26 protein-coding genes and 2 pseudogenes are annotated in these 19024 nt (G+C 46.4%); 3 read left to right on the forward strand and 25 right to left on the reverse strand.

Going from position 1 to position 19024, the window contains the following annotated elements; all coding sequences use genetic code 11:
• Window positions 1-35 precede the first annotated feature (35 nt).
• Window positions 36-809 carry a DUF134 domain-containing protein gene (locus WKT03_RS09590; RefSeq protein ID WP_008402250.1) on the reverse strand — a complete coding sequence of 258 codons (774 nt, stop codon included), beginning with the start codon at window positions 807-809 and terminating at the stop codon, window positions 36-38.
• Between the two features lie 118 nt (window positions 810-927).
• On the opposite strand from WKT03_RS09590, the gene WKT03_RS09595 reads away from it, so the two are divergent.
• Window positions 928-1587, forward strand: a complete 660-nt coding sequence (locus WKT03_RS09595; RefSeq protein WP_226801021.1) for a Crp/Fnr family transcriptional regulator — start codon at window positions 928-930, stop codon at window positions 1585-1587.
• Between the two features lie 121 nt (window positions 1588-1708).
• Here WKT03_RS09595 and WKT03_RS09600 read toward each other — a convergent pair whose 3' ends face one another.
• The 6 genes and pseudogenes from WKT03_RS09600 to WKT03_RS09625 all read right to left on the reverse strand — a co-directional run bounded on the left by WKT03_RS09600 (window position 1709) and on the right by WKT03_RS09625 (window position 6152).
• The gene (locus WKT03_RS09600; RefSeq protein WP_008402248.1) at window positions 1709-3400 is read right to left on the reverse strand and encodes an FAD-dependent oxidoreductase; all 1692 of its coding nucleotides are present in this window, start codon (window positions 3398-3400) and stop codon (window positions 1709-1711) included.
• 1 nt (window position 3401) lies between these two features.
• Window positions 3402-3722, reverse strand: coding sequence for a rhodanese-like domain-containing protein (locus tag WKT03_RS09605; RefSeq protein ID WP_117808620.1), 321 nt, complete (start codon window positions 3720-3722; stop codon window positions 3402-3404).
• Window positions 3723-3734: 12 nt separating this feature from the next.
• Complete coding sequence (gene trxA / locus WKT03_RS09610) at window positions 3735-4040, reverse strand: thioredoxin (protein ID WP_008402246.1); 306 nt, start codon at window positions 4038-4040, stop codon at window positions 3735-3737.
• Between the two features lie 92 nt (window positions 4041-4132).
• A pseudogene (locus WKT03_RS09615) lies at window positions 4133-4351 on the reverse strand (SDR family oxidoreductase); the annotation flags it as partial.
• Window positions 4300-4512 (reverse strand): Maff2 family mobile element protein, encoded by a 213-nt coding sequence (locus WKT03_RS09620; protein WP_445293051.1) that lies wholly within the window; start codon window positions 4510-4512, stop codon window positions 4300-4302. The gene WKT03_RS09620 and the pseudogene WKT03_RS09615, both read right to left, overlap by 52 nt.
• A 20-nt stretch (window positions 4513-4532) precedes the next feature.
• Window positions 4533-6152: a recombinase family protein gene (locus tag WKT03_RS09625; RefSeq protein ID WP_340391702.1), complete on the reverse strand. Its 1620-nt coding sequence runs from the start codon at window positions 6150-6152 to the stop codon at window positions 4533-4535.
• A 213-nt stretch (window positions 6153-6365) separates the two neighbouring features.
• Here WKT03_RS09625 and WKT03_RS09630 point away from each other — a divergent pair, with 213 nt between their 5' ends.
• Window positions 6366-6905 carry a DUF3795 domain-containing protein gene (locus WKT03_RS09630; protein ID WP_182429168.1) on the forward strand — a complete coding sequence of 180 codons (540 nt, stop codon included), beginning with the start codon at window positions 6366-6368 and terminating at the stop codon, window positions 6903-6905.
• A gap of 62 nt (window positions 6906-6967) precedes the next feature.
• On the opposite strand, the gene WKT03_RS09635 is transcribed toward WKT03_RS09630, so the two are convergent.
• The 6 genes from WKT03_RS09635 to WKT03_RS09660 all read right to left on the reverse strand — a co-directional run bounded on the left by WKT03_RS09635 (window position 6968) and on the right by WKT03_RS09660 (window position 11265).
• Window positions 6968-7162 carry a transposon-encoded TnpW family protein gene (locus WKT03_RS09635; RefSeq protein WP_089701073.1) on the reverse strand — a complete coding sequence of 65 codons (195 nt, stop codon included), beginning with the start codon at window positions 7160-7162 and terminating at the stop codon, window positions 6968-6970.
• 14 nt (window positions 7163-7176) lie between these two features.
• Window positions 7177-8019, reverse strand: a complete 843-nt coding sequence (locus WKT03_RS09640; protein ID WP_340391705.1) for an ATP-binding protein — start codon at window positions 8017-8019, stop codon at window positions 7177-7179.
• Window positions 8016-8780 carry a phage replisome organizer N-terminal domain-containing protein gene (locus WKT03_RS09645; protein ID WP_340391708.1) on the reverse strand — a complete coding sequence of 255 codons (765 nt, stop codon included), beginning with the start codon at window positions 8778-8780 and terminating at the stop codon, window positions 8016-8018. Before WKT03_RS09645 ends, WKT03_RS09640 begins: the two co-directional genes overlap by 4 nt.
• Window positions 8781-8893: 113 nt before the next feature.
• Window positions 8894-9280: a cysteine-rich VLP domain-containing protein gene (locus WKT03_RS09650; RefSeq protein WP_340391710.1), complete on the reverse strand. Its 387-nt coding sequence runs from the start codon at window positions 9278-9280 to the stop codon at window positions 8894-8896.
• Entirely contained in the window at window positions 9270-10895 is a 1626-nt protein-coding gene (locus WKT03_RS09655; RefSeq protein ID WP_340391712.1) for a relaxase/mobilization nuclease domain-containing protein, read from the reverse strand. The genes WKT03_RS09650 and WKT03_RS09655 overlap by 11 nt, the downstream gene beginning before the upstream one ends.
• The gene (locus WKT03_RS09660; RefSeq protein ID WP_076776077.1) at window positions 10867-11265 is read right to left on the reverse strand and encodes a plasmid mobilization protein; all 399 of its coding nucleotides are present in this window, start codon (window positions 11263-11265) and stop codon (window positions 10867-10869) included. The genes WKT03_RS09655 and WKT03_RS09660 overlap by 29 nt, the downstream gene beginning before the upstream one ends.
• A gap of 401 nt (window positions 11266-11666) precedes the next feature.
• On the opposite strand from WKT03_RS09660, the gene WKT03_RS09665 reads away from it, so the two are divergent.
• Complete coding sequence (locus tag WKT03_RS09665) at window positions 11667-11948, forward strand: hypothetical protein (RefSeq protein WP_270358777.1); 282 nt, start codon at window positions 11667-11669, stop codon at window positions 11946-11948.
• A gap of 50 nt (window positions 11949-11998) precedes the next feature.
• Here WKT03_RS09665 and WKT03_RS09670 read toward each other — a convergent pair whose 3' ends face one another.
• The 12 genes and pseudogenes from WKT03_RS09670 to WKT03_RS09725 form a co-directional block, all read right to left on the reverse strand.
• Window positions 11999-12283 carry a hypothetical protein gene (locus WKT03_RS09670; RefSeq protein ID WP_117530247.1) on the reverse strand — a complete coding sequence of 95 codons (285 nt, stop codon included), beginning with the start codon at window positions 12281-12283 and terminating at the stop codon, window positions 11999-12001.
• Window positions 12284-12314: 31 nt separating this feature from the next.
• The gene (locus WKT03_RS09675) at window positions 12315-12512 is read right to left on the reverse strand and encodes a helix-turn-helix domain-containing protein (protein ID WP_270358778.1); all 198 of its coding nucleotides are present in this window, start codon (window positions 12510-12512) and stop codon (window positions 12315-12317) included.
• Entirely contained in the window at window positions 12505-12927 is a 423-nt protein-coding gene (locus WKT03_RS09680) for an RNA polymerase sigma factor (RefSeq protein WP_270358779.1), read from the reverse strand. The genes WKT03_RS09675 and WKT03_RS09680 overlap by 8 nt, the downstream gene beginning before the upstream one ends.
• A 165-nt stretch (window positions 12928-13092) precedes the next feature.
• Window positions 13093-13536: a hypothetical protein gene (locus tag WKT03_RS09685; protein ID WP_117530250.1), complete on the reverse strand. Its 444-nt coding sequence runs from the start codon at window positions 13534-13536 to the stop codon at window positions 13093-13095.
• Window positions 13537-13539: 3 nt separating this feature from the next.
• Window positions 13540-13998, reverse strand: a complete 459-nt coding sequence (locus WKT03_RS09690) for a DUF1700 domain-containing protein (RefSeq protein WP_270358780.1) — start codon at window positions 13996-13998, stop codon at window positions 13540-13542.
• Window positions 13995-14354 (reverse strand): PadR family transcriptional regulator, encoded by a 360-nt coding sequence (locus tag WKT03_RS09695; protein ID WP_015534245.1) that lies wholly within the window; start codon window positions 14352-14354, stop codon window positions 13995-13997. Before WKT03_RS09695 ends, WKT03_RS09690 begins: the two co-directional genes overlap by 4 nt.
• Before the next feature lie 167 nt (window positions 14355-14521).
• Window positions 14522-14782, reverse strand: coding sequence for a Maff2 family mobile element protein (locus WKT03_RS12650; RefSeq protein ID WP_008402226.1), 261 nt, complete (start codon window positions 14780-14782; stop codon window positions 14522-14524).
• 129 nt (window positions 14783-14911) lie between these two features.
• Window positions 14912-15814, reverse strand: a pseudogene (locus WKT03_RS09705) (VirD4-like conjugal transfer protein, CD1115 family); the annotation flags it as partial.
• Between the two features lie 147 nt (window positions 15815-15961).
• Window positions 15962-16408, reverse strand: coding sequence for a hypothetical protein (locus WKT03_RS09710; RefSeq protein ID WP_226801020.1), 447 nt, complete (start codon window positions 16406-16408; stop codon window positions 15962-15964).
• A gap of 112 nt (window positions 16409-16520) precedes the next feature.
• The gene (locus WKT03_RS09715) at window positions 16521-16685 is read right to left on the reverse strand and encodes a transposon-encoded TnpW family protein (RefSeq protein ID WP_004853612.1); all 165 of its coding nucleotides are present in this window, start codon (window positions 16683-16685) and stop codon (window positions 16521-16523) included.
• Between the two features lie 266 nt (window positions 16686-16951).
• Window positions 16952-18238, reverse strand: a complete 1287-nt coding sequence (locus tag WKT03_RS09720) for a virulence-associated E family protein (RefSeq protein ID WP_023923443.1) — start codon at window positions 18236-18238, stop codon at window positions 16952-16954.
• The gene (locus WKT03_RS09725) at window positions 18192-18827 is read right to left on the reverse strand and encodes a CHC2 zinc finger domain-containing protein (protein ID WP_008402222.1); all 636 of its coding nucleotides are present in this window, start codon (window positions 18825-18827) and stop codon (window positions 18192-18194) included. The genes WKT03_RS09720 and WKT03_RS09725 overlap by 47 nt, the downstream gene beginning before the upstream one ends.
• Window positions 18828-19024 lie beyond the last annotated feature (197 nt).

Consider the following 19024-nt stretch of genomic DNA (forward strand, 5'->3'; position numbering starts at 1 on the left):
CTTGACGCATCCTTTCGTGTTGTATTTTTTTCTTCTTAATGACAGCTATGGCTTCCGCATCCATGCTCACCACACGTATGTCCTTCCTCATGGTTGTGCTCATGGTGAGAACACTTCACATCCGAATTATAATCAAGCGTATCATTGATAAAAGCTTCTACTGCTTTATCCGCATCTCCTGAAACTCCGCCAAAAAGCTTAATACCCGCTGCCGCTAACGCAGTCTGAGCACCTCCTCCGATTCCGCCGCAGATCAAAACATCGGCATTTAATGCATTAAGAACTCCTGCCAATGCACCATGTCCGCTTCCATTCGTATCTACTACTTCTGAATGTAGCACTTTTCCTTCCTCTACATCGTAAATCTTAAATGTCTCTGTGTGTCCAAAGTGTTGGAAAATCTGTCCATTTTCATATGTTACTGCTATTCTCATGATACCTTCTCCTTTTTCTACTGCATATTTTTGATAAATCTCATGATTGTAACATCCTCCAAAGCTACAGTCGCTGCTCTGACCGTCACAGATTATGAAATCCCCACCCTCAATTTTAAGCGGATGTCCATCAATGAGAGCATCTGCTATTTTCTTTCTGGCAATCTCGTAAATCCGTTGGACCGTCGTTCTTGCGATCTGCATAGATTCCGCACACTGCTCCTGACTGTAACCTTTCTTGTCCAAAAGACGGATTGTCTCGTACTCATCTACCGTCAGAACAATGGGCATTTTTTTCTCAGTATCATCTGCCGGAAGGAATTCTAAAACATTTGGGAAATGGCAGACTTTTCTGCATTTTACTGGTCTCGGCATGAAATTGCTCCTTTCTCGCTTTTCTTATATAATAGTCCTATAAAGGGCATATGTCAATTATTCGATTGACGCATCTTAAAAAAGCAAGTATACTATGTTCATAAAGGAGATAACTATTATGAGCTTCGAAAATTATTTTCCACTATGGAATGACTTAAATACAGCACAGAAAAAACTAATTTCAGACAATTTGATCACACAGCATGTGAAAAAAGGAACAATCATTCACAACGGGAACATGGATTGTACCGGATTATTACTGGTTAAATCCGGGCAGCTTCGAACTTATATATTATCAGATGAAGGACGAGAGATTACACTCTACCGTCTGTTCGATATGGATATATGTCTTTTATCTGCCTCATGTATCATACGATCCATTCAATTTGAAGTAACCATTGAGGCAGAAAAAGATACTGATCTTTGGATCATCCCTGCTGAAATCTATAAGGGCATCATGAATGAATCTGCTCCTGTCGCAAACTATACCAATGAGTTAATGGCTACTCGTTTTTCTGATGTCATGTGGCTGATTGAACAAATCATGTGGAAGAGTTTGGATAAGCGTGTTGCTTCATTTCTTTTAGAAGAGACCTCTATCGAAGAAACAAATGAATTGAAAATCACTCACGAAACTATCGCCAACCATCTTGGTTCCCACAGGGAAGTTATCACTCGAATGCTTCGATACTTTCAAGGCGAGGGTCTCGTCAAACTCTCCCGGGGCAAAATCACAATCCTTGATCCAAAAAGACTGGAAACACTCCAAAGGTCATAAAACTGTTTTTCTGTAACATATAAAGAAGAATCCTCCATTTATCAGAATTATGAAAGTCATTCTAATAAATGGGGGATCTTTTTATGCTATAAGAAAATTATAAAAATATCGTGATTATTTTTTAATAATCCATACCACATGCATATGCCCTTTCAATCAGCGCACGGTCATTGACCACTGCATCATAGAATCGGAATCCGCCAGAGAAATTATACGTTTCATAACCGTTTCCTTCCAGAATACGGCTCGCAATATAACTGCGCAGACCACTCTGGCATATCAGATACACAGGCTTTCCTTTCTCAATTTCACTAATTCGTTCTCTCAGTTCATCTACAGGTATGTTTTTGAATCCATCTATATGCCCCCTGCTGAATTCACCTACAGTTCTCACATCTAGCAACTCCACATCTTTATCTTTAGAAATCTTGTCCATATCTTCCAAATGCCATTGCTTTAATGTCCCTTTTGCAATATTGTCTATCATAAATCCAGCCATGTTTACCGGATCCTTAGCAGAAGAATAAGGTGGTGCATATGCCAGATCCAGATCTTTCAACTGGGTTGCATTCAGCCCCGCATGAATTGCTGTTGCCAGCACATCAATACGTTTATCAACTCCTTCATATCCAATAATCTGAGCGCCAAGCAAACGATAGCTTTCTTTTTCAAAAACCACCTTCATGGTCATCACTTTTCCACCAGGATAGTAACCGGCATGACTCATAGGAGAAAGAATTACTGTATCTACCTCTAATCCTGACTTTTTGGCATTGGTTTCATTGATACCTGTAGTGGCTGCTATCATATCAAACACTTTTATAACGGAGCTTCCCTGACTGCCCAGGTAACGACTATCACCGCCACAAATATTATCAGCGATGATTCTGCCCTGTTTATTGGCCGGTCCTGCCAAAGAAATCAGCGCATCATTACCCGTAACATAATGTTTTACCTGAACTGCATCACCTGCAGCATAAATATCCGGTACAGAGGTTTCCATTCTGTCATTCACTACAATACTTTCCTTGATGCCAAGTTCCAGACCGGCTTCTTTTGCTAATACTGTGTCTGGTGTGACTCCGATTGCCAGAACTACCATATCAGCCTGAAGGGATGGATTATCTTTCAACAGAACCTCCACTCCGTTGTCATTTCCTTTAAATCCTTCTACTGTATAGCCCAGTATCAGTTTTATCCCATGCTTTCTCATTTCATTATGGATCATGGATGCCATATCCGGGTCAAAAGGGTTCATCAGCTGCTTAGGCCCCTGGACAATCGTAACATCCATGCCAAGCTCCCTCAAATTTTCTGCCAGTTCCAGACCAATAAAACCGCCACCTGCCAATACAGCCGATTTTGGATGATTCTTATTTATATATTCCTTTATCCGAAAAGTGTCTTCTACAGTACGAAGTGTAAAAAGTTTATCAATACCTACTCCGGGAAGTCTCGGCTGTGTAGGCTTTGCACCTGGAGATAGGATTAGCTTATCATAGTTTTCTTCAAATATTTCACCGTTTTCTAAATTCTTCACTGAAACAGTTTTACATTCGGGATGTATTGAGATAACTTCATGATGAATTTTCATGTTAATACGGAAGCGTTTAAAAAAACTCTCTGGTGTCTGTAGTGTAAGTGCTTCCGGATCTGTAATCACGTCTCCAATATAATATGGAAGCCCACAATTCGCATAGGATATGTATCCGGATCTTTCATACACAGTAATTTCTGCATGTTCATCCAGTCTGCGTATTCTTGCTGCGGCTGTAGCTCCTCCTGCTACACCTCCTACGATTATTACCTTCATCTTATTTTTCCACCTTTCCTGAGTAAGCTGCAATGCCACCGATATTATTTACTTTAGAATATCCCATTCGTTGCAACATCCCAGTTGCCTGACGGCTCCGGGAACCGGAATAACAGTATACAAACAGAGGGATATCCTTATTCTTCGCTACAGAAACAATATTGTCTAGTTGCTGCAACGGCACATTTTTACTTTCTGGTATATGTCCTTCCTGATATTCCTGCGGAGTACGGACATCCAGCAGAACTGCACCAGCAGTCCTTTTATATTCTTCTATGCCTTGATTAATATTCGACTGTTTAAAGAAATTAAAAAATCCCATTAGCACACCTCTCTAAAGCATTTCTAAAATCGCATTCTTAGATCTCGCCCCTGAAACCTGCTGTACAATCTTCCCATTCTTCATAACCACTAAAGTCGGAATGCTCATAATACTGAACTTATTTGCCAGTTCAGGCTCTTCATCTACATTAATCTTTCCAACTTTAATATCCCTACGCTCACCTGCAATCTCCTCTACAATAGGTACTACCATACGGCAAGGCGCACACCAAGATGCCCAAAAATCTAAAAGAACGGTTTTATCGGAATTCAGTACTTCGTTCTCAAAATTATTTTTATTGATATTAATAGCAGACATTTTACAGTCCTCCTTATCTTTTTCTTTTTGTAGCTTTATTATAGTCTTAATTTCATTTGTTTTCCGTGATTACATCACCATACAACATTAAATTAACTTCTTGCCATACCATCTACACTTAATATAACACCTGTAATGTAACTCGCCTCATCTGAAGCAAGAAACACAAACGCATTGGCAATATCTTCTGGCTGTCCAAGACGACGCAATGGAATTCTTTCAATCATAGGTTCGATAACTTCCTTTGGCACAGCTTTCATCATATCAGTTTCTGTAATCCCAGGTGCAACAGCATTAACACGAATACCTTTGCTGGGATAAGGTCCTTAAGTTTTGGTACAAGAAGCGCACCAATCAGCATAACACCGGCACCCGCCATAAACTGCTTCATGCCCTGTGACTTTACTGATGTGCGATAAAGAAGTAATAGAAGTGTAAAAAATTTTGCCGTTCCTATCCGGCACTTGCGCATTGTGTCGGATAGGTCGGGCGTTAGGCTTCGGGCAAGTCAATCTTGCCGACAAAGCTGTAATAAATCTCAATGTCCTGCCTGCGGGTGCCGTTCTCGTCATAGCTGCACTCATGCACGACGATTTTCTCAATCATTTCCCGCAAGAGGGTGGGGGTCAATTCCTCAAAGGCAAGGTGCTTTCGGACGATACCCATAAACTTTTCCGCGTTGACGGTGGCGGCCTGCGACTTGTCCAGTTCGGCCTGCAAAGCGGCGGCGCGGTCTTTCAGTTCCCGCTGCTCCTGCTCATAGTCTGCCGACAATTCCATGAAACGCTCGTCGCTGATTTTGCCGTTCACATTGTCCTCATACAGCCGCTTGATAATGCGGCTCACTTCGGCAATGCGCTCCTGCGCCTGTTCAAGCTGCTTGGTGGCTGCGGCGGTCTTTCTCTTGCCGCCGATCTCGTTCTGCTGGATAAGCAGCTTCACAAAGCGGCTCTCATGCTTGGCGGCGTATTCCGTCACTTGCCGGAGATTGGAGAGGACACCGGCGGTCAACAGGTCGGTGCGGATAAAGTGTGCCGTACAGTCGCGGGTGCGCTTCTTGTAGCTGCCGCAGATGTAACAGTCCTGCTTGCGGTTCTTGTTCTGATACCGCTGCTGATACATCACATGGCCGCAGTCGGCGCAGAACAGCATACCGGAGAACAGCCCCACTTCATCATAGCGGTTCGGGCGTTTGCGCTGCTTGCGTAACTCCTGCACGCGCTCCCATGTTTCCGTGTCGATAATCGGCTCATGGTGGTCGGGGAAAATGGCCTGCTTCTCCACGGGGTTCTCTACACTGTGTTTGACCTTGTAAGAGGGCTTTTCCGTCTTGAAGTTTACCAGACAGCCGGTGTACTCCCGGTTTTCGAGGATATGAACGACGGTGTTTGTCGCCCATTTGCACTCATAGCCGGGGTGGTAGCGGCGGGTGCTGCCCGTCCTGCGGTATTCCAGCGTCCCCGGCGTGGGGATTTGCTGCTCCGTAAGCATACGGGCAATCTTGGTCGGGCCATTCCCGGCAAGGCAAAGCTGGTATATCTGCTGGACAACCGGCGCGGTTTCCTCGTCAACGATATAGTTCTCGTCCTCGTCCATGAGGTAGCCATAGACCGGCTTGCTGGTAACGGGCTTGCCGCTCATGCCTTTTGCTCGTTTTACTGCCTTGATTTTCTTGCTCGTATCTCTCACCAGCCATTCATTGAACAGATTTCGCAGAGGGGTAAAATCGTTGTCCATGCCGCCGTTTGCACTGTCCACATTGTCGTTGACAGCGATAAACCGCACTCCCTTTTGAGGAAACAGCATTTCCGTGTAAAATCCCACCTGCAAGTAGTTTCGCCCTAACCGGCTCATGTCCTTGACTATGACGGTTCCGACTTTCCCGGCTTCAATGTCTGCAAGCATGGCTTGAAAACCGGGTCTTTGAAAGTTCGCGCCGGAGAAGCCGTCGTCGGTGTACCAGCGCAGATTGGTAAAGCCGTTCTGCTTGGCGTAGGTTTCCAAAATCCTTTTCTGGTTCGATATGGAATTGCTCTCGCCTTGCAACTCGTCCTCATGGGACAATCTCGGATAAAGGGCGGTAATGAGGTTTTGGGTGGCTTGTCTTAACATAAAATCCTCCGTTTCCGACAGCCAGCCCCACTATTCCGTATGTTTATCATACCACATGGGGTGGCGGTCTGTATAGCGGCAAAAGTGTAAAATCCGCTTCTTTATGATTTGTCAAATTGCTGGTTTTTGTGTAGCAGGTTATTGTGGCTCCGTAGTAGAAAAACTCTTGTCCTTATGGTAAAATGAGATTAGTCAATACAAGGGGGTGTGGCAATGAAAGGATTTGTCCGTAATAATCAGTACCTTTCGCTTTGTGGTCTAAATTGCAAACTCTGTCCCATGAGTTTAGCGGGGCATTGTTCCGGCTGCGGCGTTGACAATCAATCCTGTAAAATTGCAAGGTGTAGCATTGAACATGAGAAAATCGAATACTGCTTTCAATGCGGCAGTTTCCCTTGTGACAAATACGCTCACATAGATGATTTTGATTCTTTTATAACTCATCAAAATCAAATGAATGACATGGGAAAAGCCCAGCAAATTGGTATTCCTGCTTATAATGCTGAACAGGAAGAAAAGCGAAAAATATTAGATTTCCTCTTGGCAAGCTATAATGACGGACGCAGAAAAAGCCTATTCTGTATTGCGGTCAATCTCTTAGAGGTTGGCGAGATTGAAAATATATTGCAAGCAGTTAAATCCGATAAAGAGTTTCAGGGTTTGAGTAAAAAAGAGCAGGCTTCTATTATCGCAAAGCAGTTACAGGATATAGCTGCCAATAAAGGCATTGTCTTAAAACTCCGAAAAAAATAAAATTGTCACTGATATTCCAGCGGCCACACTCCCCGGCGTGGCCGCTTTCCCTATGCCCCGGCTCACGCCGGATAAGTCGGCTCCTGTGTAGCAGCGGCTTCCGCTTCCAGTACCCGCGCCATTTTGTCGGCGGCGGTGGTGGTAGTGTCTTTCTTGAAATAGCCGGACACGACAAGGACGGAATTGCCCATGCGGATTTCCGTCACGCAGTCGGGGCGGCGGGCGGTGCGGGTGTCGTGCTGCTTGTTATCTGTCATAGGCAATACTCCTTTCAGTCGGTAATCAGTTTCTTCATGCTCTCCATTTTCCGCTGTGCGGCTTCCTGCCGGAAATTGTCGCCGGTAAATCGTACCGGGACGCACATGGAAAGCAGGCGGTCATAAATCCGGGAATGGGCGGTGTCCTCCGGGTTGTGCAGGTCGTCCAGCGTGAGGTTGGTCGTGACGATCAGCGGCTTGCCGCTGCGGTAACGGCTGTCAATCACATTGAAAACCTGTTCCAGCCCGTATTCGGTGCCGCGTTCCATGCCGAAGTCGTCAAGGATAAGCAGCGGATAGCGGCAAAGGCGGGAAATGTACTCGTTGCGGTTCTCAAAGCTGGCGGCAAGGTCGTTGAGGATAAGGGCAAAGTTCGTCATGTGGACGGAGATTTCTTTCTCCATGAGGGCGTTTGCGATACAGCCCGCAAGGTAGCTTTTCCCGGTTCCCACGCCGCCCCAGAACAGGCAGCCGATATTGTCGGTTCGCATATCCTCCCAGTGTTCCACATACCGGCGGGCAATCCCGGCCTGCGGGTTCCTGCCGTTGTCGTTCTCAAAAGTCCAGTCCCGCATGGTGGGGTCGGTAAAGCCCCGGCGTTTCAATTCTTCCACGGTGTCAAGGTGCCTGCGCCGTTTCTCGGCGGCCTCCCGTTCCTCGCGGGCGGCTCTCTGGCAGTCGCACTCTGCCGGGTGGCGGTCACGGCCAAAGATAGCGGCCTTATCCGGCGCAAAATAGGCTTCTTTCGGCTTGCGGCACTTGCCGCAGTACAGTAAACCGTCCTCGCCGGTGTAGTCCTCCGGCTCCGGGGTGGTGGCCGTCATATTCTCCAAAACAGCGTTGATTTCGTTCTTCATAAACTCTCGCCCTCCTTGCATGAGTAGTCTGGTATGCCCTTTTTCGGGGCTTTCTTGGCTGCGTCCTCCTGCGCCCATTTGTAGATTGTGGCGGCATGGCTGCGGTATCGCTTGCCACTGGACGCGATATGGCAGGATAGCCGGTCAATGTAGTAGTTCCATTTGTCGGGCAGGTCTGCTTTCAGCCCGTCCAGTTCTGATTGCGAAAGAAAGACATTTTCATACCGGCCATAGGCAGCGCGGGTAGGTTGTCCCGTATCTAACTCTCGCTCTCTCTCTTTTTCTATCTCTATCTCTTTCTCTATCTCTATCTCTATCTCTGGTGGACAAATGTCCGCTTGATATGGTGGACATTTGTCCGCCCCGGCCTTTGGCAAGGCTTTTTGCTCCTGCAAAGCCAGCCTTGCCCGCCGTTTTCGCTCCCCCTCGGTAGAGGATTGGCCGATCAGCAGTTCAATGTTGCTCATATACAGCGCGCCGTTCTGTAACGGCTCCACAAGCCCCAGCTTCATAAAAATCTGCAAGGCTCGCTCTACGGTGCCGACTTGCTGGCGGGTAATGGTGGCAATCATCTGCGCGGTGTAGGGGATATTTTCATCAAGCTGCAACTTCCCGCCGTTTTTCAGCGATTTCAGGTACAGTTTCAAGAGAATGTTGGAATAGAGGATACCGTCCTGCATACTTTCCAGCAGCACGATAGCGTCCTCGTCAAAGTAATTCTCTTTCAGCTTGAGGTAGTAGTATTTTCGGTTGTCTGACATGGTTCCTCCTTTGGGTGGATTTGGGGCGTTTGGTACGCATTTAGAACGCCGTTTCCGGGGGAAAAGGATAAATGTATCGCGCACCCTTTGACACCCACGAAAAAAGCCTTGATTTATGCGGGTTTGAAAGGCTCTAAAGCGTGACATTTCTGCCTTTGTTTCCGCTTTCTCTGGGCGGCTTTGATTTTCTTCATGCGTCCGGCGCAGTCGGGGCAGTATTTTCCCCGGTTGGATTTGGGGACAAAGGCCGCCCCGCAGACGGCACACCGTTTCCGGCTCCCCCGGTACATGAGGGCTTCGGCCAGTTCCCCGTCAAGGGGCAGGACAGCCACACGGAACCAGCGGCACATGAGGGAAAGGGAAATGCTCTGGACGCACACGCAAGGCTCCCCATCGTCTAACAGCAGGCAGTTCCCCTCGTCGTAGTTACAGCACTCATGTACCAGCCGCCGCGCTCGCCGGTGCTGGCGGTAGTCCATTCTCGGTAACTTATCGCTCATGGCTCTGCTCCTTTCTGCGGTGGGGTTCCTCCCGGCGTAAAATCTGGTCGATGTTCCGCTTGACGGTCTGCAACTCCTTGAACCGCTGCTTCTGTTCGTGATAGGTGTTATACAGGCCGGATTTCTTGGAAACAAGCTGCTCGATCTCGTCCTGCAACGATTTCCGGGCGGGCAGTTTGGTAATTCCATGCGCCTTGAAATACCGGGCGGCTGCGTCGGCTATGATAAAGTCGCTTTCATGCGCCTGCTGATAGGCGGTGCGGGCTTTCTCGGATTTCTGCGCTTTCAGCCCGTCGCGGGCGGGCTTGGTCTTGGCGTAGGCCAGTACCTGTTGCTGCAACTCCTTTTTCCCTTGTAGCTTCGTTTCCAGTGCTTTCAGTTCGCCGCTGGTCTGGCGCATTTCCTGATAGGCGGTATCAACGGCGGCTTCTAACTGCTCCGGGGAAGTGAAGCCGTATTCCTGATACACATTCAGCGTCGCGGCCATTTGTTTGAGGTTGTGCATGGTCGCCCAGCGTTCATAGCCCCGGCCTTTGCCCTCGGCTTTCTTCTGCTCAATGTCCACAAGCCGCTGCACACCGTCCTGTTTCGGGGCGGTTTGAGGGGCTTTTGTGGGCTGTATGCCAGCTTTCCCACGCCGGGGGCATTCGGGTATGGCCGCGGCCTTTTCTGTGGCTCTGGCGGCGTTCTGCTCCAAAACGGCAAGGACAGCGGCGCGGTCAAAGTCGTCGCCCAGCTTGCGGGCAGTAATGGGCTTTGTCCTGTCCGGCGTAAGGTAGGAAAGCCGCCCCCGGCTCTCCTTGACGGTCACACCCTCCCGCAGCAGCAGAGAGGAAAAGTCCTCGAATGAGGTCGCCGCAGACAGCGCGGCGCGTATGGTCTGCCGCAGCTTCTCCTTGTTCGTTTCAAACTTGGTCTGCCGGGGTGTGATACCCTCCGCAATCATGGGGGCGTTCTGCTTGTCCAGCGCGGCCTGTCCCTTTTTCTGCGCCCAATACTCCCGGTCTGTGACGCGGTTCTTGCTGCCGTTCAAGAGGTCGATTTGGTAAAGCCCCTCCCGGTGGCACATCTCCATGACTTCGGATTTGAAGTAGCGCATGGCAGCGTCGGTACAGCGGTGCTTGCAACCGGCTTTCGTGTCGGCTGGCCTGTCCATGTAGGGCAGGAACGGCACTTCCTCAATCCGCAGGCTGTTAATGACGATATGCACATGAATGTTGCCGCTGTGGTTATGCCCGTCCGGGTGGGTGCATACAAGAGCTTGGTGGCCGGGGAAATGCTCGGCGCAAAACTTCTCGCCCAATGCCTGCGCCCGGTCTACGGTCAAGCCATTGTCCGGGCCGTCCCGTGGGTCAAAGCTGATGATATAGTGGTGGCTTTTCACATCTTCCCGCCGCTGGTTCTTCCCGTAGCGGAGATTTGCCCGCATACACGCAACGGCAAAATCCTCGCCGCCGCAGTTCAGTGTGGACAGCCGGTAGTCCTCACGGGGGATAAGCCTGCCGGTTTCATCAAGAACGGGCTTCATGGTAAACTCGTCATGCTCAAAAAGCAGGTATTGTTCGGCGGCTCCGTAGTCGGCGTTTTTAGAGTTGATATGCTTGAGTGTTGCCAACCGCGTCACCTACTTTCTGTAAGACTTCATACTTGAGGGCGGCAAGGTCGGCTATGGCGGCGCGTACCTCGCCGGACAGCGCATTGTAAGGTACGCCGTACTCGTTCAGATACCGGGCTATCTGGTTGAGGTTGCCGCCGATCTTGCCGTACTCGGCGGTCAACTTCCCGACAGCGGAGAGCAGTTCATCATTGACCGCTGACACATGGATAACGGGGCGTATAGTGGTGCGCCGTATCGCCTGCCGGAGAAATTCGGACTGGCTGATACCATAGGGCGCAAGCCGCGCTGTGAAGTCGGCGTATTCATCTTCGGACAGCCGGGTTTTCACAACGCGGCTGCGGTGGGGTGTGTTGTATCGCTTCGGCATGGGCTGTAAACCTCCTTTCACTTATCACAAAAAATTCTCTTATCTGTTAGCCATTTTCGGGGCGAAAGTGAGAAAAAACTTTTCGCCGGTCGGAAATATTTTTGCGGCGTAAGCCGCCATAGCAGGGTTTGGGGAAGGCACTCCCCAACAAGTTTCCCGCGAGGGGCAAAACCGCAGAATTGCGGATTTTGGCACCGTGGTAGAAACTTGCTCTAAGACTGCCGCAGACTGCCCCTGTCGGGTTTTTCCGTACATAGAACGGACAGGACAGGGCTTCTGGCCCGCTGTGGGGCGGCCTTTTTCCCTTTCCGCTAAAGATACATTTCAAAGACCGCCAGCTACCCGCTGGACGGGGATTTTCTCAAATTTTCTTTTACCTCTGTAATCCGGGCAACAGGATTTTGGCAACCGGCGGGGCAGAGAATTTTTCCTTTCACTCCCCACACCACCACGTTTTGAAATTTGCCAAACAAAACGGCTTATTTTCTCTTTGCTTCTTACTACGGACAAAAATCAAAAATGCCAAACGCTGGGGCAGGAAAATTTCTCCCCTCACTTACTACTACAATCTGAACAGGGCAAAATGGCCGGGAACGGAGCCGGGCAACAAAAAAAGCAGCAAATCTTTTTCAGACTTACTGCTTTCGCTGGCCGCGCCGGTGGCGGCTGGTATTCAGTTTTGAAAACTCATTTCATATTGGTATGATAAACGGAGAGTTATTGCGTTATGTTTTCAAAAGGAAACGATTGCTCCTTGAATATATCCCACAAAATATGCAATCGCTATACTTATCGCAATGCAGCATATACATAGTATTTCAGCAATAACCTTTTTCCCGGTTATTTTGTTTACAGACTTGCCGTAGTCAATAGTAGCCCATACCATTGAAAGTAAAAATAGAATTGCAATCCAATGAGTATGAAACGACAGTCCCATGCTAACAAATACATAGTTTGTGATGATGTAAAAGATGCTTCTAACTACAACTTCCGTCACTGTTGAAAGCTGATTTTTCATAAAACCTCTTGCCTCCTTAATTTCCTGTTTACTATCGGTCAAAGCGAAACTTGAACAGTGCGGCAATTAACTTCTGCTTCACATATTCCTCAACCTCGGCGTTGACCTGACCGTGTACTTTGGAAAAATAGCGGATATATCCGGCGTAGTGGGAAAGAACGGTGTCGATTGCGTCTGGGTCGCCCTCATGGGCTTTGACGATTGTTTCATAGGGGAGAAGTTTACTCATAGCGTTTTCCCTCCATGAGCCGCCGGAGTCGCTTCAAGGCAAGCTGGATATGCCGCCCCGCTGTGCTGCGTGTCCGGCCGATATGTACGCCGATCACGCGCTGCGGCTGGCGCATGAAGTAATAGCGGAAAATTTCTTCCTGTGTCTGCTCCGGCAAACGGGCAAGGGCGTCGGCAAGTTCCGCATGGTACAGAACGGCGGTCTGGCCGCAGGCAGTAAAAAGATATTCTTCAAGCTGTTCCGGCTCGGCAAGCTGGACAAACTTCTCATTCATCAAATAGTCAAGGGAAACTTCCCGTTCCCACCTCCGGCGCAGCTTCAAAATTTCATCTATGGCGGCGTGACGAATGACAACCTTGCAAAAGGCGTTAAAGGTGTACTGGATATACACTTTGTAGGCTTCATCTTCGGTCATGGAAATTCCCCCTCTCTGATAATAGTGCGGGGCGGCAGCACTTTTTGCTGTCGCCCCTTGATTGCCTGTCTGCAAAGGCGGGCGGGGCTGTCAACGGCGGCGCGTATGCGCCGTTCATCTTGACCGTTGACTGGCTCGACTGGCTTTGCTATTCCGTTATCTCTTTCAGTTATTGTCAAAGGAAATGTAGATAGTTAGACTATTGGGTATGTAGCTGATACTTAACCACTTTTCGTCGTTTGATAAAAGCGTCCCGATAGAAACATAGTTTTCTCCCTCGATTTCCTCTGATACATTTTCAATTACGGAAAAGCCGTCTTGGTTCAAAAGCTCCATATACTCGTTATAGTCGTTTTCGCTAATGCCGGTAAGGTTGATATTGCAATTCTCATGTTCTGTATCAAGTGTAGCCCATGCAACCGTACCAGGCGCAACAGGAAGCCCCTCTGTGTACTCATTCGCAGGCCAAACACCCTCGTCCAATTTTGTAACACTATTAGATTGCGTATTGTTCTCATTGCTTGTCGGTGTAGATGATGTATTTTGATTAGAACACGCAGCCAAAAAAATCATAACCATGATTGTGAATACAGAAATATACTTCTTCATTGGTTACCTCCTGTTTTTGTGTATGGTTCGGATAATTAACAAAATAGCAATAGCTGTTGCTGCAAACCCAATAGCCAAAAGGATTTGCGAAATATCAAAGGCAAACGCGCCCTCAATCTGTATATTTGTTGTCGCGTCGGCTTGTCCGATTGCTCCTTCTGGTACTTTTCCTGATTGCGTAACAGCATATGCCGAAAAGGCAGCAACCGCGATAACAAGCGTAGCAAGAGTAGAAATGATGCCGTTCCTTTTTTTCGATTTGGTGTTATCAATACCAAACTGTTCTGCGGTGCTGTCTGCAAATTCTTTTGGCGTCCCCAAACGCTGGATAATCTGCTGCTCTGTTTCTCCATGCTCCATAGCAGACGCAAAAACTTCATTCAAGTCACGCACAACCTCTTTTTTCATTTTGCGTGGTAAAGATAGTTCCTTTTCAACCTGTTTGATATATTGTTCTTTCATTTGGACACCCTCGCTTGTTGATAACTTTCTATAAAGCCATTTACGCAGTTTTCATAGCTTGACCAAAATAAGATTAGTTCATCAAGTACATTCCTGCCTTTATCCGTTAAAGAATAATACTTTTTTGAGCCGCCATTTGCCGCAGCCGGAGCCAACCGGCATTTGATTAGTTCTGCTTCCTGTAAACGATACAAAATGGGATAAATGGTTCCCTCTTTCGCATATCCCAAAACAGACGCACTATTGTTCAATTCGGTTATAATTTCATATCCATAAGTTTCCTTGCGTCCGATTAGGCATAAGAGTATCATTTCCAGAGAGCCTTTTTTGAATTGCTGGACATATTTGTTATTCATATCGTCGCCTCTCTTTAGTTTCGCTATTTAGGTTAGCTAAGTAGCAACTATATTATATCTCTTCCGAAGTATCAGAGTCAATAGGCTTAACGAAAAAGTTACAAAGTGTGTGCGTAAGATAATAACGGAATAGTGGACTGCTGTCTATCAAATTCTTGTGTGTTACTTTATCGCACATGAGCATTTGCACCCGGGTTATCATTACCATAACCTTCAAGCAGATTTACAACGCCAAGAACTGCAAGACCACCGCCTACTGCAATGATAACGACCTTGAGTGCTGATACACCGCTTGTAAGGAACGATGTATAGTCAAGCAGGATAAGCAGGTTTGCAAGCAGCTTGTGTGAAGCAAAAAATGACGCAACACTTGAAAGTAAGTTAGAGCCTGACATGGCAGTCATGGCATAATTCATAAGTAAATTCATAATAAATAATCTCCTTTTAATCTCTTATTTTTCGACCCTCCGTGATATAATAAGAGCGGTCTATTGTGGTGATAGATCAGGAGCAGCGGCAAATACACACATGAAGGATTCTCCCCTCATTTATTCTTTTTACTGTAAAGCCGCTGCTTCGTTTTGCTCTGCTTTCTTCATCATCCCGGCTTCCTCTATGGCAAAGTTCACCAGATCATCCGGATACTTCACTCCGGTAAGGTCAAGTTCTATGAACTTATCCTTCTTGGAAAACTTCGGTCTGCCATATTCGGAAACATATTTCTCAATATCAAATTGATTTTTCTTGTCAAAATCCGAAAGCTCTTTGTACATCTCGTGTGCGGTTATATCAACCTTATCTGAAAAGAACGGTCTTACTCCACGCACCTGCAATATACATTTGCCGCCATCCATAAGAGCCAGGCGGTCTTGGCTCATAAGCTCTCGTCCAAGTTTCTGATAGTTCAGACCATAGGACTGAGATGTTCCTCTGGTATCAGATGTGTTGTATGTGTCAATAGTTTCCTTACCCAGCACTTCCGACAGATCTTTTAATGTTGACTTTTCCTTGCCACCTAAAAACAGAAATGTATCGCAGTTACCCTCGATCGTCTCTGCGTTATCCTTATAAATTGACTTTAACTGTGCCTTAGACTGTAGGATAATGGAAGCCGATATCTCTCTGCTTCGTATGGTTGCAATCAGCTTGTCAAACTTCGGAATCTGTCCGATGTTTGTGAACTCGTCTAAGATACACCTAACATGTACCGGGAGCTTTCCATGGTATTCATCGTCTGCAATCGTACAGAGCAGATTGAAAAGCTGTGTGTACATGATTGATACCAAAAAATTAAGGGAATCATCTGTATCCGAAATAATGACAAACAATGCTGTCTTTCTTCTACCGATGTCCCCTAAGTCGAGTTCATCATATGCTGTTATCTCCCTGACTTCCTTGATGTCAAATGGTGCAAGTCTCGCACCACAGGAAACCAGAATACTCTTGGCTGTCTTACCTGAAACAAAATGTCAAAGACTTTTTAGTACCCATACATTTCATTGCATGAAAAAAGCCACTGTAGATTTCTCCACAATGGCTATAAAGTCATTTTTATTCACTTTTGATTTTCGGCAACCTCATGCCCAAACTGGAATAGGTTTGACACTTTATTCGGGACTGAACTCCTTATCGGTAATGACATAATGAAATTCATCTGCACCAAAGGTATCTTTGTCCAGATCTGTAATAGTAAATGTAGTTCCATCAAATTTCATATAGCCGCTGGTGCCGTCAACAACAACGCCATCTTTTACAATGTCCAGATAAACAATTCTATCGATGCTATTCAACTCATAGGCCTGCCAACCGTCCACACCCTGAAAATAGGCTGTAACATTGGCAAACGGTTCATCGTTTTCCTTCTTGCAGACAAGATAACTGGCACTGTCCTCCGATACCCAGGTGGCAGTCATTCCCCAAGGACCTTCCGTTGATACATATCTCCCAAATTTATGGTCGTTGGTACGGTTAATTATGAGTCCTACAAAAGAACCAACAACGAGTACAAGAATAAGCACAACGACACCAACAATGATTTTTACATTCTTCCTCATGATAAATTCCCCCTTCCATAAATTCATCTGTTAAGAATATTCTTATTTTTCGCTCTTATTGAACATACTAATTATACCACAATATATGCAAGTTTTCCATATGCTTTTCTACCTATGCCGTATGCTGATTTGCCCTAACATCATTCTCAATCAGCCTCTTTATCTTGTCCTTCATGCTTTCTTCGGCATCCTCATTGAAATGCACTCTCACAACATACATTGTGCCACCTATCTGCTTTCTGAGTGCTACCGGTGTGTGTGATTTTCTATTCTCCATTTGTGTTCTCCTTTATGTCTGCCTGGTAAGGAAGAGCCTCTTTCAGCTGACAACCGGAAGCTGACAACCGACCTCTAAAAACTCTCAATTCCTTTTATTTATAGTTACTTTTCCTAAATTTACTTTTTCTCAAATATTCCGTTGCTTTCGTTGTCAGAACTATATATATCCCTTAAAAACATAGTAAATATAAGGTTTTATAGAACATAGAACCGACAACGGGGTTGGCAACGGGATAGACAACCAGCCGACAACCTATCAGGCATTTATCTCTCCATCCACTCCGGTGGCAATGATAACTGCTCCATCTGCTCCTTGGTTATCGGTTGAAAATCCTGACCTCTGTTGTCAGGCTTCTCCCATCCTTTCTGCCTGCGGTATGGTTCAGGAAAATGTCTTGGATTACTAAAGGCAATCCAATCACTGCAGTTATTCATAATGTCATTAATCTCACGAATTTCCCATTGTGCCGGATTTCCGTCATTTCCCAATGCCTCAGAATATAACTGCCTTGAACATACCATGCTTCCCTCGTAATGCTCCAAATAGTCAAGAATCAGCTCTTTCTTGGTATCTTCCTGCATAAACTGCTTCTGATACTCACAAAGCTCTTTTTCCATCTCTTTCGGAAGCCTCAGCTGGCATTTGCCACTCCTGTAGATTTCCATAGCCTCTGCCCACATCTGGTCGATATATTCCCTTGATGTCTTTTCATCATCGAGTATATGAGTTTCCGCCTCTTCCATATTGCAAAGAATAGGCAGAAATCTTCGGTTTCCCGACCTGTCCATAGGCAGGAAATCCAGCGAATTTGATGAACCGGCAAACACGCACTGCCTCTTGTGGTCTTTGGGATGCCTGTCGTATGGGGTCTTGTAAGTGTCTTTCTGTCTGCTCATAAAGGACTTGGTATCTTCCACATTCTTGGCATTGAGAATTGCCACCATTTCAGGGAACTCTATAATCAGATGCCCCTGTATTTTTCGGTATACATTATCATCATCCATTTTCTTCAAGTCATCCGTAAACCAGTCATCTTCCATGGCAAGGAAACGCAGAAAAGTGGATTTACCGGCTCCCTGACCACCTACCAGGCAGAGCATTACTTCAAACTTGATGCCCGGGCATGAAATTCTTGCTATCGTCCCTATCATAAAAAGCTTCATTACCTCATAGGTGTACTCACTGACCTCTGCCCCTAAGAAATGATGCAGTGCATAGCGTATCCTCTCCCTGCCATCCCATGTTATGGAATTGATGCGGTCAAGAACCGGATGGTATCTGTTTTCATTTGCCACGACCTTTATCACATCCTCAATCCGCTTTTCGTTGGATAATCCATAATGCTTTTCAAGGTAGACAACAAGGAATTTCAAATCAACATCCGTCAGGCTGTCGCTTTCACGATACCATCCCAAATCCCTTGTAATGTCGATTTTATCCGTAAACATGTTCAGACGGAATGCACCCTGCAGATTAGGGTCATTCATCAAAATCAGACGATAGTTACCGACTGTTTTCCTGACTTCTCCCTTTTCTGTGCTCTCCAGCATCGCCCTGACTTCTCCGATACTCTTCAATTCTTCCTGCAATCGACTTCACCCCCTTTCCAATGTCAGAAACAACAGAAGCTCTGTCAGGGATATCCTTTTCAAGGAGAGTATCAAGCTGATATTCCACTTTACTGATATTCTGCAGAGCTTCTACAAAGCAGGGATGCCATTCCTCATCCATGCTCTTCAGTGCATATTCTGTTTTCCATTTCCTTAACAGATGATAATAGTCTGACAGAACACAAAAACACTGCTTCTGCTCTTCATCCAGTATCTGCTCCGGTGTTTTCTTTGGTGCCATCTTTTTCGGTGGTGCCCGGTTGGTTGCGTCATAATTCAGTCCAAAGTCAGATGCAATCTTCATTGCAGCTTCCTTTGGTGCAAGCCCGAAATATTTTGCCACAAAATCTATCGCATCTCCGGTATCTCCACAGCCGAAACAATAGTATCTCTTATCAATCTTCATGCTGGGAGTCTTGTCTTTATGAAACGGACAACAAGCCAGCCCACTCCGGTTGATTTTGATGCCATACTGCATAGCCACCTGCCTTGCAGTGACATTTTCTTTCACTACTGCAAATACATTCATGCTTATCCCAATTCCTCTCCCCTTGCTTTTTTGTGCTTTCTGTCATGTGTGGGTGGTCTTACCCACGGAATACCATTTTTGCTATACATCAGGTGTCCTCCTTCATTTTTATTTGAACTTCTGGACAACTTGTCCAAAAGCTGCTTTCCTGTTCTTTATCCATAAATGCACAAAAAAGAGCATTCATGCTTTTTACA

Origin of the sequence: Coprococcus sp. HCN-4056 (assembly GCF_037892645.1) — a bacterium.
In the GTDB taxonomy this organism is placed as follows: Bacteria; Bacillota; Clostridia; order Lachnospirales; family Lachnospiraceae; genus Coprococcus; species Coprococcus ammoniilyticus.

Coding starts and splice junctions, on each gene's coding strand:
- WKT03_RS09690 (WP_270358780.1), bottom strand. CDS start 13,998: ATGAAAGAACAATATATCAAACAGGTTGAAAAGGAACTATCTTTACCA.
- WKT03_RS09620 (WP_445293051.1), bottom strand. CDS start 4,512: ATGCGCAAGTGCCGGATAGGAACGGCAAAATTTTTTACACTTCTATTA.
- WKT03_RS09680 (WP_270358779.1), bottom strand. CDS start 12,927: ATGACCGAAGATGAAGCCTACAAAGTGTATATCCAGTACACCTTTAAC.
- WKT03_RS09720 (WP_023923443.1), bottom strand. CDS start 18,238: ATGCTGGAGAGCACAGAAAAGGGAGAAGTCAGGAAAACAGTCGGTAAC.
- WKT03_RS09595 (WP_226801021.1), top strand. CDS start 928: ATGAGCTTCGAAAATTATTTTCCACTATGGAATGACTTAAATACAGCA.
- WKT03_RS09650 (WP_340391710.1), bottom strand. CDS start 9,280: ATGAGCGATAAGTTACCGAGAATGGACTACCGCCAGCACCGGCGAGCG.
- WKT03_RS09635 (WP_089701073.1), bottom strand. CDS start 7,162: ATGACAGATAACAAGCAGCACGACACCCGCACCGCCCGCCGCCCCGAC.
- WKT03_RS09600 (WP_008402248.1), bottom strand. CDS start 3,400: ATGAAGGTAATAATCGTAGGAGGTGTAGCAGGAGGAGCTACAGCCGCA.
- WKT03_RS09695 (WP_015534245.1), bottom strand. CDS start 14,354: ATGAATAACAAATATGTCCAGCAATTCAAAAAAGGCTCTCTGGAAATG.
- WKT03_RS09715 (WP_004853612.1), bottom strand. CDS start 16,685: ATGGAGAATAGAAAATCACACACACCGGTAGCACTCAGAAAGCAGATA.
- WKT03_RS09605 (WP_117808620.1), bottom strand. CDS start 3,722: ATGGGATTTTTTAATTTCTTTAAACAGTCGAATATTAATCAAGGCATA.
- WKT03_RS09645 (WP_340391708.1), bottom strand. CDS start 8,780: ATGTCAGACAACCGAAAATACTACTACCTCAAGCTGAAAGAGAATTAC.
- WKT03_RS09670 (WP_117530247.1), bottom strand. CDS start 12,283: ATGAAAAATCAGCTTTCAACAGTGACGGAAGTTGTAGTTAGAAGCATC.
- trxA (WP_008402246.1), bottom strand. CDS start 4,040: ATGTCTGCTATTAATATCAATAAAAATAATTTTGAGAACGAAGTACTG.
- WKT03_RS09590 (WP_008402250.1), bottom strand. CDS start 809: ATGCCGAGACCAGTAAAATGCAGAAAAGTCTGCCATTTCCCAAATGTT.
- WKT03_RS09685 (WP_117530250.1), bottom strand. CDS start 13,536: ATGAAGAAGTATATTTCTGTATTCACAATCATGGTTATGATTTTTTTG.
- WKT03_RS09675 (WP_270358778.1), bottom strand. CDS start 12,512: ATGAGTAAACTTCTCCCCTATGAAACAATCGTCAAAGCCCATGAGGGC.
- WKT03_RS09710 (WP_226801020.1), bottom strand. CDS start 16,408: ATGAGGAAGAATGTAAAAATCATTGTTGGTGTCGTTGTGCTTATTCTT.
- WKT03_RS09640 (WP_340391705.1), bottom strand. CDS start 8,019: ATGAAGAACGAAATCAACGCTGTTTTGGAGAATATGACGGCCACCACC.
- WKT03_RS09625 (WP_340391702.1), bottom strand. CDS start 6,152: ATGTTAAGACAAGCCACCCAAAACCTCATTACCGCCCTTTATCCGAGA.
- WKT03_RS09630 (WP_182429168.1), top strand. CDS start 6,366: ATGAAAGGATTTGTCCGTAATAATCAGTACCTTTCGCTTTGTGGTCTA.
- WKT03_RS09725 (WP_008402222.1), bottom strand. CDS start 18,827: ATGAATGTATTTGCAGTAGTGAAAGAAAATGTCACTGCAAGGCAGGTG.
- WKT03_RS12650 (WP_008402226.1), bottom strand. CDS start 14,782: ATGAATTTACTTATGAATTATGCCATGACTGCCATGTCAGGCTCTAAC.
- WKT03_RS09660 (WP_076776077.1), bottom strand. CDS start 11,265: ATGCCGAAGCGATACAACACACCCCACCGCAGCCGCGTTGTGAAAACC.